Origin of the sequence: Ornithinimicrobium panacihumi, from assembly GCF_052073805.1 — a bacterium.
Taxonomy (GTDB): domain Bacteria; phylum Actinomycetota; class Actinomycetes; order Actinomycetales; family Dermatophilaceae; genus Ornithinicoccus; species Ornithinicoccus panacihumi.
Genome location: NZ_JBQGWG010000004.1, coordinates 143974 through 160317 on the forward strand (window position 1 = coordinate 143974; position 16344 = coordinate 160317).

The window sequence follows — 16344 nt, forward strand, 5'->3', positions numbered from 1 at the left end:
TCAGCCACCCTGCACCGCCGTGACGATGTCGACCGACTGGCCGTCGGCCAGCTCGGTGGCCTCCCACCGGGTGCGGGGCACGACGGCCCCGTCGAGGGCGACCGCGACGCCCAGGCCGGCCCCGTCCGTGGGGCGGCCGTCGGGGCCGACCTCGCGCCCGGTGAGCTTCTGGACGAGGGTGCGGCAGGTGGCTGGGGCCTCGAGGGTGCGGGGCTGTCCGTTGAGGGTGATGGTCAGGGTCATCGCGGGTCCTCCTCCGGGATGGTGGCTGGCTGGTCGGTGGCGTGGTGGTCCGTGGCGTGGTGGTCGATGGCGTGGCGGTGGGTGGCGTGGTGGTGGGTGGCCGGCCGGAAACGCAGGGGGTCGAAGGGCGTCAGGTCGGGCAGCTCGGGCAGGGCGTCCGCGGTGACGGCATCGGTGAGGCCGAGCAGCCGGGTCACGGCCGCCGCGATCGCCGGGGCGAGCAGGATGCCGTTGCGGTAGGTCCCGGTCGCCACGACCAGCCCCTCCGCCGGCAGGCGGCCCAGCAGCGGGGCGTTGTCGGGCGTGCCGGGACGCGGCCTGGCAACCACCTCGGCCAGCTCGCACTCGGCCAGCGCGGGCACGATCCTGATGGCGTCGCTGAGCAGCTCGTGCAGCCCGCCGACGTGGACACCAGCCCGACCGTCCTCCCGCGAGGTGGCGCCGAGGACCACGCTGCCGTCGGCCCGCGGGACGAGATAGACCGGCCGCCCCACGACCCTCCCCCGCACCGAGCCGGCCAGGACCTGGTCCGTCCGGGCCGGCGGGCGCAGGCGCAGGACGTCCCCGTAGACCGGCCGCAGCGCCCCGGTCAGGTCGGCCCCGAGCCCCTCGAGGTCCTTGGCCGCGACCGCGTTGGCGACCACGACCGCGTCCGCCTCGAGGGTCGTGCCGTCCTCCAGCCGCACCCCGCGGACCGGCGCGGACGGGTCGCCCGAGTGCAGGATCCCGGACGCCCGCGCGGGCACATGCGCCTCCGCCCGGGCCGCAGTGAGCGCCTCGAGCAGCGCCGACCCCAGCGTCCGCGGATCGACCTGGTGGTCCCCCTCGGCGAGCACCGCGCAGGAGATCCGCGGGGAGAGCAGCGGCTCCCGGCGCCGAGCCTCCCGGGTGGTCAGCAACTGGGAAGCGAGGCCGAGCCCCGTGCTGAGCCGGTGCAGATCGGTCAGCGCCTCCCGGTCGGCGGCGTCGGCGCCCACCACGAGGGTGGGGGTGGTCCGGTGGCCGAGCTCCTCCGTCCCCTGCCCGAGCGCCTCCGCCACGTCCTCGACGAAGGCGGGGTATGCGGTGGCGCCCGCGAGGCACAGCCTCCCCAGCTCTTCCTCGCGGTAGTAGGTCTCGGTGACCGCGGCGAGCATCCCCGCCGCCGCGTAGGTCGCTCCCTGACCGGGAGCAGGGTCGACGACGGTGACCTCGGCCCCGCCGCGGTGCAGGGTCCAGGCGGTGGCCAGTCCGACCAGCCCGGCCCCGATCACGACGACTCGCACGCCATCCTCCCTCCGCCGGCATGACCCGGACAGGTTCGAGCGGTCGGCGAGACGTTCGCCCTCTCAGCCACCGTGCACCTGACCGGTGCGGCGTGGCTCCCGCGGATAGGGCCACCACCCTACGCGAGGGGTGATGGACCCGGGGCGCCGCCGGGGTGGCGTACGGTGCCGCCCATGAACCGCATACCTTCCTCCCCCTCGGACGCCGTCCGCGCGCGGCTGGACCGGTCACGGCTCTACCTGTGCACCGACGCGCGGCGGGAGCAGGGCGATCTGGACGCCTTCGTCGCGGCCTGCTTCGCGGGCGGGGTGGACATCATCCAGCTGCGGGACAAGACCCTGGAGGCCGCCGAAGAGCTGGAGCTGCTGGAGGTCCTGGCCCGGCGCGCGCGGGAGGCGGACGCGCTGTTCAGCGTCAACGACCGCGCCGACCTGGCGGTCCTCTCGGGGGCCGACGTGCTGCACGTCGGGCAGGGGGACCTCACGCCCGCCCAGTGCCGCCAGCTGGCGCCCGGCGCGCTGGTGGGCCGGTCCAGCCACGACGTGACACAGATGGCCACGGAGCGGGACGAGCCGGCGGTGGACTACCTCTGCACGGGTCCGGTCTGGGCCACCCCGACCAAGCCCGGCCGACCCGGGGTGGGGCTGGACCTGGTGCGGGCGGCCGCCGAGGGCCCGCAGGCCAAGCCGTGGTTCGCGATCGGCGGGATCGACGAGTCCAACCTCGGCGAGGTGCTGGACGCCGGCGCCACACGGGTCGTGGTCGTGCGGGTGCTCACCGGCGCCGACGACCCCGAGTCCGTCGCCCGACGGCTGCGGTCACGCCTGGGCTGAGCCGCGTCGCCGGCCGAGGGGGCCCGTCAGCCGACCGGCCCAGAGGGGCCCGTCAGCCGCCCAGGCCCCGCAGCATCTCCTCGAAGGGCGTGACCTCCTGGGACACCTCGGTGCCGGAGGTGCGGCGCCGCGGCCCGTCGAGGTCGCGGTCGTTGGGCGCGAAGCCGGCGACCGCGCCGGACTCGGCCACGACCAGTGCCGCCAGCTCGGAGGCTGCGCGGGAGATCCGCGAGGTCAACGAGCTGCCGCCCTCGCCGCCGCCGAAGTCCTCGGTCGCGGCGAAGACGCTGGTGGGGACGACGACCGAGCGCAGGTAGGTGAACAGCGGGCGCATCGCGTGGTCCAGGACCAGCGAGTGGCGGGCGGTCCCGGCGGTCGCGGCGATGATCACCGGCATGCCGTTGATGGCGTCGGTGTCCAGGACGTCCATGAACATCTTGAACAGACCCGAATAGCTGGCCGTGAAGACCGGCGACACGGCGATCAGGCCGTCGGCGGCGGTGACCTTGTCACGGGCGGCCTTGACCGCCTCGGTCGGCATGCCGCCGGTGGTCATCGTGGTGGCGAGGTCGTGCGCCAGCTCGCGCAGCTCGATCACCTCGACGGTGGCGCTCTCGCCCCGGGCGCTGACCTGGGTGGTCACGGCCTCGGCGATCCGGTCGGCCAGCAGGCGTGTGGAGGAGGGCTGGGACAGGCCGGCGGTGATGACGACGATCGTGCGGGACATCGCGGGCTCCTTCTTTCGGTATGCGGTGGCTCGGGTCGGGCTACGGGCTCGGCAGCGCGCGGGAAAGGTGGGTCGCACCGCCCCCGGCGTGCGGTGCGGTGCGACGGTGTCAGACCCCGGCCCGCGCGGCGGCGCGCTCGGCCGCGGACCGGGCGGGGGCGACGAGGTGGTGCGGCGCGTCCGGCCCGGCCTCGACGAGCGAGGCGTGGGTGGGCGGGTCGCTGGGGACGTGGGCGGGACGGCGAGCCTCGAACTCCTTGCGCAGCACGGGCACGACCTCCGTGCCCAGGATCTCGATCTGCTCCAGCACCATCTCGGTCGGCAGACCGGCGTGGTCCATCAAGAAGAGCTGGCGCTGGTAGTCGCCCACCTGGTCGGCGAAGCCGAGGGTGCGCTCGATGACCATCTCGGGGGTGCCGACGGTCAGCGGGGTCGCGCGGGTGAACTGCTCCAGGCTCGGGCCGTGGCCGTAGACCGGGGCGTTGTCGAAGAAGGGACGGAAGACCTTCTTCGCCTCCGCCTCCGTGGAGGCCATGAAGGCCTGCCCGCCGAGCCCGACGATCGCCTGGTCGGCCCCGCCGTGGCCGTAGTGCTCGAAGCGATGACGGTAGAGGTGCACCATCTGGGCGGTGTGCTCCATGTTCCAGAAGATGTTGTTGTGGAAGAAGCCGTCGCCGTAGTAGGCGGCCTGCTCGGCGATCTCGGTCGAGCGGATCGAGCCGTGCCACACGAACGGCGGGGTGCCGTCGAGCGGACGCGGGGTGGAGGTGAAGCCCTGCAGCGGCGTGCGGAACTTGCCCTGCCAGTCCACGACCTCCTCGCGCCAGAGGCGACGCAGGAGGTGGTAGTTCTCGATCGCCATCGGGATGCCCTGGCGGATGTCCTTGCCGAACCACGGGTAGACCGGGCCGGTGTTGCCGCGACCCATCATCAGGTCCATCCGGCCGTCGGAGAGGTGCTGGAGGAAGGCATAGTCCTCGGCGATCCGCACCGGGTCGGTGGTGGTGATGAGCGTGGTCGAGGTCGAGAGGGTGATCCGCTCGGTCTGGGCCGCGATGTAGGCCAGGTGCGTCGTGGGGGCCGACGGCACGAACGGCGGGTTGTGGTGCTGACCGGTCGCGAAGACGTCGAGCCCGACCTCCTCGGCCTTGAGCGCGATCGCGGTGATGGCCTTGATGCGCTCGGCCTCAGTCGGGGTCCGGCCGGTGGTGGGGTCCATGGTCACGTCGCCGACGCTGAAGACACCGAACTGCATGGCGGTTCACTCCTCGTTGTTAGTTGATGAGTCAACTATATCAACTGCGACACCCTCCGCGCTATTCCAGGGGTCCTTGGGGGGTATGCGGTGTGGTTGGCTGGCGCGCATGAGCGCGAGGGGCGGAGCGGGTCGGGTCGGCACGTGGGTGCGGCGCATCCTGGTCGGGGCGCTGGCGGTGGTGGCGCTGCTGGTCGCCGGCAAGGCCCTGCGCCTGGCCACCCTCGAGTGGCGCACCGCGGGTGCCGCGACCGAGGCCCTGGAGGAGAGCCGCATACCCGCACGGCAGAACGCGGCCGAGCTGCGCGGACTGGTCGAGCGTGGCCTCGGTGCGCCGGTGGCGCACTCGGCGGAGGGCGTGCGCTGCCTGGTCCGCAGCGCCGACCAGGGCTGGTTCGCGGCCTACTACTACCAGGAGTGCGCGTGGGTGACGATCGACTACGTGCCGGTGGAGCCGGACGAGCTGTCGGCGATCGTGACCGAGCACGTCGGGGCGGGCAGCGCGGACCAGGCGTGCCCTCGGCTCTACCTGCCGGTCGAGGAGGAGGACGAGAGGTTCGGCCACCTGCCGGTGCACGCGTTCCCGCCGGGCGAGGCGGGGCGTGACTGCGCCCTGCCGCAGCTGGGGGCCGGGCGGGGCGGTGACGTGGTGCAGCCGACGGAGACGATCGTGGTGGAGCCGGTGGCCGCCGGCGACCTGGACCGGTCGACGGGCTGGGTCGCCGTGGAGCACCAGGAGCGCTTCTTCCGCCAGGACCTCGGCTGCGGCTTCGGGGTGATCTTCTGCAACCGGCCGATGGGTGAGCCGGCGATGCCGCGGGTCGGCGAGGGCTGAGCGTCGGGAGGGGACGACCGTCAGTCGATGAGGCCGGCGGCGCGGGCGGAGGCCACGGCCGCGGTCCGGCTCTCCGCGCCGAGCTTGGCGAAGACGTGGTTGAGGTGGGTCTTGACCGTGGCCTCGCTGACGACCAGCCGCCTGGCGACATCCCGGTTGGACAGCCCCTCGGCGACCAGCCCCAGGACCTCGAGCTCACGGGCGGAGAGGTCGGCGCGTCGGACGCGCATGCTCGACACGACCCGTTCGGTGAGCTCGGGGCCCAGCACCGACTCGCCGCGGGCGGCGGCCATGATCGCCTCGACGATGGTGGTCGGGTGGGCGTCCTTGAGGAGATAGCCGGCGGCCTCGGCCTCGACGGCCCGGACGACGTCGACGTCGTGGTCGTAGGTCGTCAGGATCAGCACGGCCGGCACCGGCCCGGGCCCGGAGCGCACGGCGCGGGTGACCGCCACCCCGTCCGGACCCTCTCCGAGGCGCAGGTCGCACAGGATGACGTCGGGCCGGAGCCGGGCCGCCGCGTCGATGGCCGCCTGCCCGTCGGGCGCCTCGCCGACCACCTCCAGCCCCGGCTGGACCGACAGCAGGGCGATAAGCCCGGCCCGGACGACCGGGTGGTCGTCGACGACCAGGACGGTGACAGTCCGGTCCGGCCGCGCGCCCATGTCGCCCGCGCTCACGCCACCCTCGCCCATGTCGCCCACGCTCATGCCGACCTCCAGGCCAGGGGCACGTAGGCACCCACCGCCGTGCCGCCGCCCGGCTCGGACTCCACGTCCAGGCCGCCGCCCAGCTCGCGCAGGCGCTGACGGGAGGCGCGCAGGCCGTACCCGCCCCGGGTCAGATCGCGACCGGCCTCCCCCTCGCTCGAGCGCACCTGGGCCACGTCGAAGCCGCGGCCGTCGTCGACGATGTCCAGCCGCACGGAGTCCTCCGCCTCGGCCAGGGTCACCACGACGGAGCGCGCCTCGGCGTGCTGACGGACGTTGGCCAGGGCGGACTGGGCCACCCGCAGGAGCGCGACCTCCACGACCGGGGGGAGCGAGGTGACATCGCCCTCGACCCGGACCTCACCGCATACCCCGGTCTCGTCCTGGAGCCGCGCGACGATGCGTCGCAGGGCCTCGGCGAGCCCGCTCTCCAGCGGCGCGGGCGCGAGCGAGCCGACGACCTGGCGCGCCTCCTCGAGACCGTCGGCGGCGGAGGTCTCGATCTGGGCGAGCAGCCGGCGCCCGGCGGCGGGATCCTCGGTGGCGGCGCGGGCGAGCAGCAGGATCGAGGAGAAGCCCTGCGCGAGCGTGTCGTGGATGTCCCGCGAGAGCCTGGTGCGCTCCTCGAGGACGCCGGCCGAGCGCTGGGCCTGGGCGAGCTCGGCGTGCAGCACCTCGGTCTCCTCCTGCGCGGCCACGAGGGAGGCGAGGAGGCGCTCGCGCTCGAGCCCGTCGCGCACGAGCAGCTGCTGCCCGCGGGAGAGGGCGAGCGCGAAGACCATGCCGACGGCGGGGCCGACGACCTCGGCCAGGCTGATCCCGCCGCTCCACGGCCGGGCGATGACGACGGCCAGGACGAAGACGCTGACGCCGACCCCGACGCGCAGCGGCAGCAGGTGGCCGGCCAGCAGCCACAACGAGAAGGCCACCCACACCAGGTGGGGCGACACCGCGACCGCGACCAGCCAGCAGGCGACCAGGCCGAGCAGCCACCAGCCGCCCCGGCCGATGCCGGCACCGTCCGGCAGGTCGGCGGTGCCGGGGGGATCCACGGTATGCGGCGTCCCGCCCGACCCCTCCCTCCCACCTGGACCTGTGGGGACGCGGGCGGCACAGTGGGCGCCGACCGCATACCAGACCAGGAGCAGGAGGGTGCTGAGCAGCAGGGGCAGGAGCGGCTCACGCAGGGTGAGCGCGCGGCCCGCACCGACCCCGACGAGCAGCAGGAAGAGCGCGTGCTGGACCAGCGCCAGGCGGCGGATCATCGCGGCGGTCGACGCTCTCACCCCCTCATCGTGTCAGGGCGGGCTCGCGCTCGGGCTCCGGCGTGGCGGTCAGGTCGATGTCCTCGGCGTGCCGCGGCGTGTGCGCGGGCCGGCTCGGCCACCAGAAGCGGTCGCCCAGGATCGAGATGACGGCGGGCACGAAGAGGGTGCGGACCACCAGGGTGTCGACCACGACGCCGAGCCCCACGATCAGACCGAGCTGGCCCAGGGTGATGAGCGGGAGCACCCCGAGGGCGGCGAAGACGCCGGCCAGGACGATGCCGGCGCTGGTGATGACGACGCCGGTCGTGCGGACCCCGGTGACGACGGCGGCGCGGGTGCTCTGGCCGGGGACCTCGGAGCGGACGCGGTGGGCCAGGAAGATCGTGTAGTCGATGCCCAGCGCCACCAGGATGAGGAAGGCGAGCAGCGGCACGTCGGTGTCGAGGGCGCCGAAGCCGAACCACTGCCGGCCGATCCAGGCGCCGGCGCCGATCGCGGCGACGGTGCTGGCCACGTTGATGACGAGCAGCACCACGGGGGCGACGAGGGAGCGCAGGAGCAGGGCCAGGACGACCGCGACGACGGCCAGGACGAGCGGGACGACGAGCCGCATGTCGCTGGCGGCCGCCTCGCGGGAGTCGACGTCGGTGGCGGGCGAGCCGCCGACCAGGGCGTCGGCACCGGGCACGGCCTGCAGGGTCTCGCGCAGCTCGTGCACGAGGTCGCGCTCGGCCTGCGTGCCGGGGGCGGCGTCGCCGACGACCGTGAGGGTGGCGATGTCGCCGCGGGAGGCGGTCTGCCCGGCGGCACCGGGGCGGACCATGGCGATCCCGTGGATGTCCTCGACCGCGGCGGCGACCTCCTCGAGGGCGGCGGCGTCGGTGACGATCGTGAACGGCGCGGCGCTGCCGGCCGGGAAGTGCTGGGAGATGACCTCGATGCCGGCGCTGGACTCGTTGGCGACCCGGAAGCGGTCGACCTGGCTCAGCCCGACGGTGGTGCCCAGGAGGCCGGAGCTCATCACGGCCAGCAGGGCCGCGCCGGCGACGAGGACGCGCCAGGGGTGGCGGACCACGGTGGTGGCCACGGCGCCCCAGGGGTCGCGACGGAAGGAGGGCCGCCCGCCGGTCGTGGCGGTGGTGACGGGCGTCGTGGCCGTCTCGGGCCGCGGGATGAACGGCCAGAACGCCCCACGGCCCACGACGGCCAGCGCCGGGGGCAGCACGACGATGACGGCGGCGAGCGCCACGACCAGGCCGACGGCGGAGGCGATGCCCAGGCCGCGGGTGCCCGGGAGGGTCGCCAGGGCCAGGGTGCTCAGGGCCAGGACGACGGCCACGTTGCTGGCCAGGATGGCCGGGACGCTGCCGCGCCAGGCGACGCGCAGGGCCTCGCGGTGGTCGTCGTGGCGGCGCAGCTCCTCGCGGTAGCGGGAGATCATCAGCAGCGCGTAGTTGGCGCCCGCCCCGAAGACCAGGACGCTGATGATGCCGGCGTCGAAGTTGAGGTCGAAGCGCTCGCCCACGACGCCGGTGATGACCCCGGCGAGCTGGTCGGCGATCCCGACCACGGTCAGCGGCACGAGCCACAGGATGGGCGAGCGGTAGGTGAGCAGGAGCAGCACCGCCACGACCGCGATCGTGACCAGCAGCAGCCGGACGTTGGCGCCGTCGAAGGAGGCGGCCAGGTCGGCGCCGAAGGCCGCCCCACCGGTGGTGTGGGAGGTCAGTCCGTCGGGCAGGCCGTCGGCGACGGCGCCGCGGACCTCGTCGACGGTGGCCCGCATCGCGTCGTTGTCGAGGGTGTCGACCTGCACCGGCACCTGGATCATGCCGGCACGGCCGTCCTCGCTCATGATCGGCCCGAACGACTCCTGCCCCTCGGCCGCGGGCAGGCTCCCGGTGAGCTCGCCCAGCCCCTTCTTGTCCTCATCGGTGAGGGCCGCGCCGTCCTCCCGTGTGGCGACCACGACCAGCGGCTGGACGTCGGCGTCGGGCAGCTCCTCCGTCAGCTGCGTGACCAGGGAGGATTCGGCGCTCGCGGGTGCGGACCCGTGGCCGGCGGCGACCTCGGCCCCGCGCAGCGAGCCGATCACGCCGACGGCGACGAGGGTGGCGAGGACGAGGGCGGCCCAGGCGGACAGGCGCCCGGTGAGCAGACGTGGCAGACGGTTGGCAAGCATGCCTTCGACGGTATGGAGAGGGGCGGGTCGGTCTCGCCCCGTCCGCCTCAACCCTTCGGTTGATCCCGTCGGTGGGCCCCCGGCGGTTGAGCCGTCAGGCGCTGCGGCGGGCGACGACCGCGACGCGGACGGCACCGAGGAGGCCCAGCACCAGGAAGCCGGCGGCGAGGGCGACGGCGATCCCGGTCGCCTGGCCGAAGCCGTCGGCCAGCGTCTGGGCCACGGCCGGCGCCGAGTCACCCAGGTGCGCGAAGGGGCCACCACCGCTCCTGACCAGGGGGATCACGCCACCGGCGGAGTCGATCACCGACTGCTGGAGCTGGTCGGCCTGACCGGCGGGCAGGCCGGGCACGTCGGCCAGCCGGCCGGGCAGCACCCAGGCCAGCGCCGCGGCCAGGCTGGTGCCGGCCAGGGCGCTGCCCACGGCCGAGCCGACCTGGCGGACCGTCGACTGGGTCGCCGACGCCGAGCCGGACTGCTCCGGCGGCACGTCACGCAGGACGGTCGAGGTGAGCTGGGCCGAGGCGAGCCCCAGGCCCACGCCGTAGACGACGAGCGGGAGCACGAGCCACCACGTCGACAGGTCGGGCCGGGTGGTCAGGGCGAGCGCCGCCAGCCCGAGCAGCTCGAGCACGAGCCCGCCGACGACGACCGTGGACGGTGACCAGCGCTCGGCCAGGTGCCGGGCCGTGCTGCCCGCGACGAACGCGCCGAAGGCCATCGCCGACAGGACGATCCCGGCGCGCATGATCGACATGCCGAGAGCGTTGACGAGATAGAGCGGGAGGACGAAGACGAGCGCGAACTCGCCGGCCGCGACGGCCATGGCGGTCAGGTTGCCCCAGCTGAAGGTGGGCACCCGGAAGAGGGTGAGGTCGAGCAGGGCCGACCGCTGGACGCGCGCGCGGTGCAGCTCCCAGCGGACGAAGAGCGCCAGGAAGACCAGGCCGAGCAGGATCGCGGCGGGGACCGGTGACACCGGCCAGGTCTGCGGCCAGGTGAGGCCCCAGAGGGTGAAGTCTGTCTTGGGCGTCCACCAGCCGAGGGCGGTGGCCTCGATCAGACCGAAGACCACCAGCGCCATGCCGATGGCGCTGGTCAGCAGCCCGTCGACGTCGAGGCCGCGGCCGCCCTTCTCCCCCTTGCTCTCCGGCACGACCAGGAGGGCGCCGGCGAGCACGGCCAGGCCGAGCGGGACGTTGACGTAGAAGATCCAGCGCCAGTCGGCGATCGTGGTCAGCCAGCCGCCCAGCAGCGGGCCGATCGCCGCGGTGCCCGCCATGACCGCGCCCCAGATGCCGAAGGCGGTGGCGCGGTCTCGGCCCCGGAAGGTCGCGTTGACGGTGGACAGGGTGGCGGGCAGGACGAGCGCGCCGCCGACGCCCTGGAACGCGCGTGCCGCGATCAGGGTGTCGCCCGACCCGGCCGCGCCGGCGAGCACGCTGCCCGCCACGAAGATGACGATGCCGACGATGAGCATCAGGCGGCGGCCGAGCCGGTCCCCCAGCCGGCCGCTGGCCAGCAGCAGCGCGGCGAAGACCATGGCGTAGAGGCTGTTGACCCACTGCGCCTCGGTCAGGTGCAGGTCGAGATCGTCGATGATCCTCGGCAGCGCCACGCCGACGATGGTCCCGTCGAGGACGATCATCGCCAGCGCGGCGGCCAGGACACCGAGGGCCGCCCAGCGGCGCCTCGGTCGCGCGACCGCGGCCTCGGCCGTGCGCCCTGGGTCGAGCTGGGACCCGGTCACCGGGTCTCGACCAGCTCCTGGTCGGACGCGCTGTCCAGGCGGGCCTGCACGGTCTTGGTCTGACGGCCGATCGCGAGCAGGAGCAGGATGAGCGCGGCGGTGAGGGTCATGTGGCCCAGGCCGGAGACACCGGCGAGCGCGGGGCTGTCGGCCCACGGCTTGTCCAGGATCTGGACGCTGCCCTTGAAGGCCATCATGCCGACGGTCAGGACGAGGCCGGCGTTGAGCAGGTGCACGCCCCAGCGCATCCACTTGTCGCGGGTCAGCGCCGGCATGAGCACGCCCAGGCCCAGCAGGACGAGCATGAAGATGGTGCCCCAGGTCAGGGCGTGGGTGTGGACGAGGCCGAGCTGGCTGGGGCTGGCGAAGTCGAACTCGTTGAGCTTGGTGAACTCGCGGTAGTAGAGGCCACCCGCCAGCCCGATCGCGGTCCAGGCGGCAGCGGAACGGAAGAGATAGGTGAGCATGCCTCCCACCGTAGGACGCGCCGTCGTCGACCTCACCCGGCCGGCATCAACCTTTCGGTTGGTCCGGCCTGGTCACGCCAGGTTCGGCCGGTGTCGCGCACGAGGAGACCGCGCACCGCATACCCGGCGATCAGCTCCTCCCACTCAAGGTGCGGCTCCTCCAGCAGCTCGAGGTCCCGCGCCAGGATGCGGATCAGGAAGATCTCGCTCTCGGTCATCGCGATCGCGTTGCCGGGGCAGCGGTGCGGGCCGTCGCCGAAGCTCATCACCTCGGCGCGCACGCCCTTGGGCAGGTCTCGGCCGGGGCACAGGGCGAGGGGGTCGGGGGTGACGTGGTCGGGGTCGGTGTTGGCGGCGCGGACATAGAGGTCCAGGCGGGATCCGGCGGGTATGCGGTGCTCCTCACCTCCGTCGGTGAGCACCAGCTCGGTCTCGGCGCGACGGTAGAGATGGCCCACGACCGGCTCCAGGCGCAGGATCTCCAGCAGGATCTCGGAGCGGCGGGCGGAGTCGCCGTCCAGGAAGTCGGCGCGCAGGTCAGGCTGCTCCAGGAGGTGCCAGACCGCGATCTGGAGGAACTCGCGGGTGGTGACCATCCCGGCGGCGCCGTAGGTGATGCACTCCATGACGATCTCGACGTCGGAGTAGTCGTGGTCGAGCAGGTGGGAGATGACGTCCTGCTGGCGCTCGGCGCGGCGGGCCCTGATCGCGGGTCGGACGTCGCGCAGGTAGAACGCGGTGGTCTGGGCGAGCTTGGGCAGCGAGGTCAGGGTCGCGGGGATACGCCGCCACCCGCTGACGGTCCCGGTGCTGCGCAGCATCGCGTCGGGGACGTCGAAGAACCGGACGAGCCGGTGCGCCATACCCTCCTGCTCGCTGTCGGTGAGGCCGATGACGCGGGCGGCGACCTGGGCGGAGAAGTGCAGCGTGATCTCGGACAGGTCGACCGGCCGGTGGTCGTCGAGCCTGGCCAGGAGGGTGTCGGCGCGCTCCTCCATGAGCTCGCGGTAGCGACGGTCGACGGTGGCGGGGGCGAAGTAGCGGGCGATCGCCGTGCGCTGCTTCTTGTGCTCGGGGCCGTCGAGGTAGAGGACCGGCATGTGCGGCAGCGTGGCCGAGGCGCGGACCATCTCGGCGGCGAAGCCAGCCTGCACCGCACCGGGGGTCCGGAGCACCTCCCGCACCAGGGGCAGGGAGCGGATGTGCCAGGTGCCGTCGATCTGCTCGATCGCGGGGCCGCCCGCTTCGCCCGGGTAGGACGTCTTGCGCTGGCAGGCGGTCATGTCTCGACAGTACGCCTAGGCGGGGGGCCTCACTCCTTGGCGTCGGACCAGCGCTCGACCACAGTGGCGTCGGCCACGAAGCGGACCAGCTCGGAGCCGGTCCAGCGGCGGGCGCTGGCGGTGAGGGCCTCGTGCAGCCGGGCGATGACGAGGTCGGCGTGGTCCTCGTCGACGTGGATGAGCAGCTCGTCGTGCAGGCACAGGACGATGCGGGCGTCGAGGTCGCGGGTGGTCGCGCGCACGGTGGCCGCCCAGGCCTTGAAGAGCTCGGCCGCCGAGCCCTGGATGACGGCGTTGCGGGCGAAGCGGCCGCGGGCGTTGTCGGCGCCGGGGTTGGTGCCGATGGGCGTGTGCTCTACGCCGTGGTCGGTGCGGATGACGCGGCCGCCGTAGGTGTGGACCGGCTCGCCCCGGCGACCCGTCTCGTAGGCCCGGTCCAGGTGGGCCATCGCGACCGGGTAGGCCCGCTCCAGGCCGCGCAGGGCCTCGCCGGCGGCGCCGGAGCGCTGGCCGTACATCGCGGCCAGGACCGCGACCTTGGCGACCGCGCGCTCGACCCCGAGGCGGGCGGCGACCGGGGCGTAGAGGTCGTCGGCCCGGGTGGCGGCGGCGAAGGCCTGGTCGCCAGAGACGGCCGCCAGCACGCGCGGCTCGATCTGCCCGAGGTCGGCGCGGACGAGCAGGTGGCCCGGCTCGGCGGCGACGGCGGTCCGCAGCACGGCGGGCAGGTTGTGCAGGCCGGCCTGGGCGGTCATCCGACCGGCTGCGCCGTCGCAGACCGTCCAGGCACCGCGGAGCCGGTCGTCGGGGCCGACGTGCTCGTCGAGCCAGCGGTGGCCGTAGGTCGTCGCGATCCGCTCCTCGGCCCGCCACTCCAGCAGCGCCGGCACGACCGGGTGCTGCCCGAGGTGGCGCTGCAGCTCCCACTTGCGCGTCGACTCCACGCGCACCCCGACGGTGTCGAGCATCGCCTTGACGGCGGCTGGATTGCGCAGGTCGGGCCGGTAGTCGCCCGGCAGGTGGCGCCACACGGCGCTGTCGCGCTCCTCCCGTATGCGGCGCGCGTCCGCCTCGTCCTTCGGCCGGGGGCCGGCCGCCCCGACGATGACGCGCAGGGCCTCGGCGCGGTCGATGGGCAGTCCGTCATGCTCGAGCTCGGCGACCAGCAGCGCGGCGGCGGACTCGGAGATGGCCGTCGCCAGCACCCGCCCGCCCCGGGCCGCCGCAGCGGCGTGCTGACGCTCGGCGCAGGCCAGGGCGGCGCGCGCCCACTCGCGCAGGCGGTCGGGATCGGCCAGGCGGGCGGGCACGTGCGCGTCCCCGCGCAGGTGCCCGTCGGGGCGGACGAGCTCGGTCGACGGGTCGAGGGCTGCCGCGGCGAAGTCGAAGAGGTCGCCGCTGGGCGGGGCCGGCGCCTCGGCCGGGTCCAGCCCGGCAGCGACCGCCCAGACCCGCGAGGGCTCGGCCGCCCACCCGCCGTGCAGGACCCGGTGCACCTCGGCCAGGTCCCAGAGCCGCTGCAGCCGGACGCCGTGGGCCAGCAACCAGGGCGCCACCGTGCCGAAGGACCACGTGACGAAGCGGACCTGGCCCGTCGCGTCCAGCCGGGCCACCTCCTGCGCGATCTCCCCCGGCTCCCCCACGAGGTCGACGCCCTCGCCCACCAGCGCCATGAGCCCCGCACCGTCGCCGGTGCCGGTGGCGACGATGGCGAGCGGCTTCATACCCAGAACGTAGCCAGCCGGGGCCACCGACTCGCAGCCACTCGCCAGCAACCCCGGGTTGTGCGGCGAAATCCACGTCGACAAACAGGATCTCGCCGCACAACCCGGAGTTCCTCCTCCGGTGCGGCCTTGACCCTCTCGTGGGGGGAGGGATGAGGCTGGGCTCGTGCGACGTTGAGGAAAGGGACGTCCAGCACATGGACGTCCAGCACATGGACGTCCAGCACATGGACGTCGAGGAATGCGACGTCGAGAAGCAGGTCACCCACGAAGGAGCAGACATGACGACCCTGGAGCAGGCCATGCTGGCGGTCCGGCACGCCGACCCCAGGGTGCGGCAGGAGGCCGCGATGCGGCTCGGCGGCCTCGCCGACCCGTCCGTCGGCCGCGAACTCGTGGACCTGCTGGTGGCCGAGCCGGACTTCTACGTGCGCGAGACGCTGACCTGGGTCGTCGTGGCCCAGCAGGAGTCGACGCTGCCGCACCTCGTGGCCGCGCTCGACGGTGACGCCCCCTCGCGCGTCCAGGTGCTGCACGCGCTCAGCAAGATCCGGGACACCAGCGAGGACGTGGTCGACCGGATCGTCCCTCTCGCCCAGGACGACGACCCTGCGGTGGCGGCCAAGGCCTGGTGGGCGCTGGGACGGACCGCGGAGCCGCGGACCGCACCCGTGCTCGTGGCGCACCTGGGCTCCGGCGACGACGAGGTGCGTCGCGCGCTGACCAGTGCGCTGGAGCAGTTCGGCGCGCCGGCCGTGCCCGCGCTGGCCGAGCAGCTGGCCGACCCCTCCCCCGCCGTGCGTCGGCACGCCCTCGAGGCGCTGTCGGCCATCGGCGACCCCGGTGCGCGCGGGGCCGTGGATGCGCTGGTCGCCCTGGTCGGACGGTCGGGCGCCAAGGACGAGCTGGTCCTGGCGGTCGAGGCGCTCGGACAGCTGGACGTGCCCGAGAAGAGGGCGGCGCTGGAGCGCCTGCGCTCGGGTGAGGACACCTGGCTGGCCACGATGGCCGACTGGCTGCTGACCGACCTCGACCGTCGGCGGGAGCAGGTGGAGCGGCGCGAGCGCGTGCGACGAGGCACCCCGGATGAGCCCGGCCAGTAGGTACACCGGCGCGAGCGTGTCCGACGGGACACCGAGGGGATCGAGCGCGGCGAGTAGCGTGCCCGTGTGCAACCACTCCTCCTCGGGCTGACCCTCGGCCTGGCCGCCGGGGTCAGCCCGGGGCCGCTGCTCGTGCTGGTCGTCACGGCCGCGCTCAGGTCGGGCTGGCGGGCCGGTGCCCTCGCGGCCTGCGCGCCGCTGGTCTCCGACGCGGTCGTCGTGGGGGTCACGCTGCTGCTCCTGGACCAGCTGCCCGCACGGGCGCTGTCGGTCCTGGCCCTGGCCGGTGCCGTCTTCGTGGCCTGGACCGGCGTCCAGACGATCCGCGAGTCGCGCACGGCCACCCTGCAGGTGGCCGCCCCCGACCGGCGGACCGAGACGTGGCGGGCGGTGCGGCAGGCCGGCCTGGTCAACCTGCTCAGCCCGCACCCGTGGCTGTTCTGGGCCACGGTGCTCGGGCCGTTGACCCTGACGACCTGGCGCGAGGCCCCGACCGGTGCGCTACTGCTGGTCGGCGGCTTCTACCTGGCGATCGTGGGCTCGAAGGCGGCCATCTCGGTCGTCGTCGCGCAGGGGCGGCGCTGGTTGACCGACCGGTCCTACCGTCGCGTGCTGCTCGGGGCGGGCGTGCTCCTGCTCGTCGCCGCCGTGGCGATGGCGGTGGAGTTCGGACCGGCGGCGCTCGGGCTGGGCTGAGG

15 protein-coding genes and 1 riboswitch are annotated in these 16344 nt (G+C 74.1%); of the genes, 4 read left to right on the forward strand and 11 right to left on the reverse strand.

The annotated features are described in order from the left end of the window. Both thiS and thiO read right to left on the reverse strand, forming a co-directional pair. On the reverse strand, nucleotides 1-243 hold the full coding sequence (thiS, locus tag ACTMMA_RS06135; protein WP_441189226.1) for a sulfur carrier protein ThiS: 243 nt from the start codon (nucleotides 241-243) through the stop codon (nucleotides 1-3). Continuing rightward, a complete protein-coding gene (gene thiO / locus ACTMMA_RS06140; protein ID WP_441189227.1) occupies nucleotides 240-1508 on the reverse strand; it encodes a glycine oxidase ThiO in 1269 nt (422 codons plus the stop codon). Before thiO ends, thiS begins: the two co-directional genes overlap by 4 nt. Continuing rightward, a riboswitch (TPP riboswitch) is annotated at nucleotides 1499-1621 on the reverse strand. (Overlaps the previous gene by 10 nt.) A gap of 61 nt (nucleotides 1622-1682) precedes the next feature. Between thiO and thiE the strand changes: the two genes are divergently transcribed. Continuing rightward, nucleotides 1683-2342 (forward strand): thiamine phosphate synthase, encoded by a 660-nt coding sequence (thiE, locus tag ACTMMA_RS06145; RefSeq protein WP_441189228.1) that lies wholly within the window; start codon nucleotides 1683-1685, stop codon nucleotides 2340-2342. Nucleotides 2343-2394: 52 nt separating this feature from the next. On the opposite strand, the gene ACTMMA_RS06150 is transcribed toward thiE, so the two are convergent. Together ACTMMA_RS06150 and ACTMMA_RS06155 are read right to left on the reverse strand one after the other, a co-directional pair. Then, complete coding sequence (locus ACTMMA_RS06150) at nucleotides 2395-3069, reverse strand: FMN reductase (protein WP_441189229.1); 675 nt, start codon at nucleotides 3067-3069, stop codon at nucleotides 2395-2397. A 109-nt stretch (nucleotides 3070-3178) separates the two neighbouring features. Next, nucleotides 3179-4324: an LLM class flavin-dependent oxidoreductase gene (locus ACTMMA_RS06155; protein ID WP_441189230.1), complete on the reverse strand. Its 1146-nt coding sequence runs from the start codon at nucleotides 4322-4324 to the stop codon at nucleotides 3179-3181. 109 nt (nucleotides 4325-4433) lie between these two features. On the opposite strand from ACTMMA_RS06155, the gene ACTMMA_RS06160 reads away from it, so the two are divergent. After that, complete coding sequence (locus ACTMMA_RS06160; protein WP_441189231.1) at nucleotides 4434-5159, forward strand: hypothetical protein; 726 nt, start codon at nucleotides 4434-4436, stop codon at nucleotides 5157-5159. Between the two features lie 20 nt (nucleotides 5160-5179). On the opposite strand, the gene ACTMMA_RS06165 is transcribed toward ACTMMA_RS06160, so the two are convergent. The 7 genes from ACTMMA_RS06165 to ACTMMA_RS06195 form a co-directional block, all read right to left on the reverse strand. Then, entirely contained in the window at nucleotides 5180-5869 is a 690-nt protein-coding gene (locus ACTMMA_RS06165; RefSeq protein WP_441189232.1) for a response regulator, read from the reverse strand. After that, nucleotides 5866-7155, reverse strand: a complete 1290-nt coding sequence (locus ACTMMA_RS06170) for a sensor histidine kinase (protein WP_441189233.1) — start codon at nucleotides 7153-7155, stop codon at nucleotides 5866-5868. The genes ACTMMA_RS06165 and ACTMMA_RS06170 overlap by 4 nt, the downstream gene beginning before the upstream one ends. Nucleotides 7156-7159: 4 nt before the next feature. Next, the gene (locus ACTMMA_RS06175) at nucleotides 7160-9319 is read right to left on the reverse strand and encodes an MMPL family transporter (protein ID WP_441189234.1); all 2160 of its coding nucleotides are present in this window, start codon (nucleotides 9317-9319) and stop codon (nucleotides 7160-7162) included. A 94-nt stretch (nucleotides 9320-9413) separates the two neighbouring features. Then, on the reverse strand, nucleotides 9414-11069 hold the full coding sequence (locus ACTMMA_RS06180) for an MFS transporter (protein WP_441189235.1): 1656 nt from the start codon (nucleotides 11067-11069) through the stop codon (nucleotides 9414-9416). Continuing rightward, nucleotides 11066-11536 carry a DUF2871 family protein gene (locus ACTMMA_RS06185; RefSeq protein ID WP_441189236.1) on the reverse strand — a complete coding sequence of 157 codons (471 nt, stop codon included), beginning with the start codon at nucleotides 11534-11536 and terminating at the stop codon, nucleotides 11066-11068. Before ACTMMA_RS06185 ends, ACTMMA_RS06180 begins: the two co-directional genes overlap by 4 nt. Nucleotides 11537-11568: 32 nt before the next feature. After that, nucleotides 11569-12819, reverse strand: coding sequence for a cytochrome P450 (locus ACTMMA_RS06190; RefSeq protein ID WP_441189237.1), 1251 nt, complete (start codon nucleotides 12817-12819; stop codon nucleotides 11569-11571). A 29-nt stretch (nucleotides 12820-12848) separates the two neighbouring features. Further along, the gene (locus ACTMMA_RS06195; RefSeq protein ID WP_441189238.1) at nucleotides 12849-14543 is read right to left on the reverse strand and encodes a DNA polymerase; all 1695 of its coding nucleotides are present in this window, start codon (nucleotides 14541-14543) and stop codon (nucleotides 12849-12851) included. 197 nt (nucleotides 14544-14740) lie between these two features. On the opposite strand from ACTMMA_RS06195, the gene ACTMMA_RS06200 reads away from it, so the two are divergent. After that, nucleotides 14741-15646 carry a HEAT repeat domain-containing protein gene (locus ACTMMA_RS06200; protein WP_441189239.1) on the forward strand — a complete coding sequence of 302 codons (906 nt, stop codon included), beginning with the start codon at nucleotides 14741-14743 and terminating at the stop codon, nucleotides 15644-15646. 66 nt (nucleotides 15647-15712) lie between these two features. Beyond that, on the forward strand, nucleotides 15713-16342 hold the full coding sequence (locus ACTMMA_RS06205; protein ID WP_441189240.1) for a LysE family translocator: 630 nt from the start codon (nucleotides 15713-15715) through the stop codon (nucleotides 16340-16342). The last annotated feature ends 2 nt before the right edge of the window (nucleotides 16343-16344 follow it).

Bases quoted from the DNA above. Each gene is read 5' to 3' on its own strand.
- thiS (WP_441189226.1), bottom strand. From the start codon at position 243: ATGACCCTGACCATCACCCTCAACGGACAGCCCCGCACCCTCGAGGCC.
- ACTMMA_RS06195 (WP_441189238.1), bottom strand. From the start codon at position 14,543: ATGAAGCCGCTCGCCATCGTCGCCACCGGCACCGGCGACGGTGCGGGG.
- ACTMMA_RS06150 (WP_441189229.1), bottom strand. From the start codon at position 3,069: ATGTCCCGCACGATCGTCGTCATCACCGCCGGCCTGTCCCAGCCCTCC.
- ACTMMA_RS06185 (WP_441189236.1), bottom strand. From the start codon at position 11,536: ATGCTCACCTATCTCTTCCGTTCCGCTGCCGCCTGGACCGCGATCGGG.
- ACTMMA_RS06190 (WP_441189237.1), bottom strand. From the start codon at position 12,819: ATGACCGCCTGCCAGCGCAAGACGTCCTACCCGGGCGAAGCGGGCGGC.
- ACTMMA_RS06175 (WP_441189234.1), bottom strand. From the start codon at position 9,319: ATGCTTGCCAACCGTCTGCCACGTCTGCTCACCGGGCGCCTGTCCGCC.
- ACTMMA_RS06200 (WP_441189239.1), top strand. From the start codon at position 14,741: ATGGACGTCCAGCACATGGACGTCCAGCACATGGACGTCGAGGAATGC.
- ACTMMA_RS06160 (WP_441189231.1), top strand. From the start codon at position 4,434: ATGAGCGCGAGGGGCGGAGCGGGTCGGGTCGGCACGTGGGTGCGGCGC.
- ACTMMA_RS06155 (WP_441189230.1), bottom strand. From the start codon at position 4,324: ATGCAGTTCGGTGTCTTCAGCGTCGGCGACGTGACCATGGACCCCACC.
- thiE (WP_441189228.1), top strand. From the start codon at position 1,683: ATGAACCGCATACCTTCCTCCCCCTCGGACGCCGTCCGCGCGCGGCTG.
- ACTMMA_RS06165 (WP_441189232.1), bottom strand. From the start codon at position 5,869: ATGAGCGTGGGCGACATGGGCGAGGGTGGCGTGAGCGCGGGCGACATG.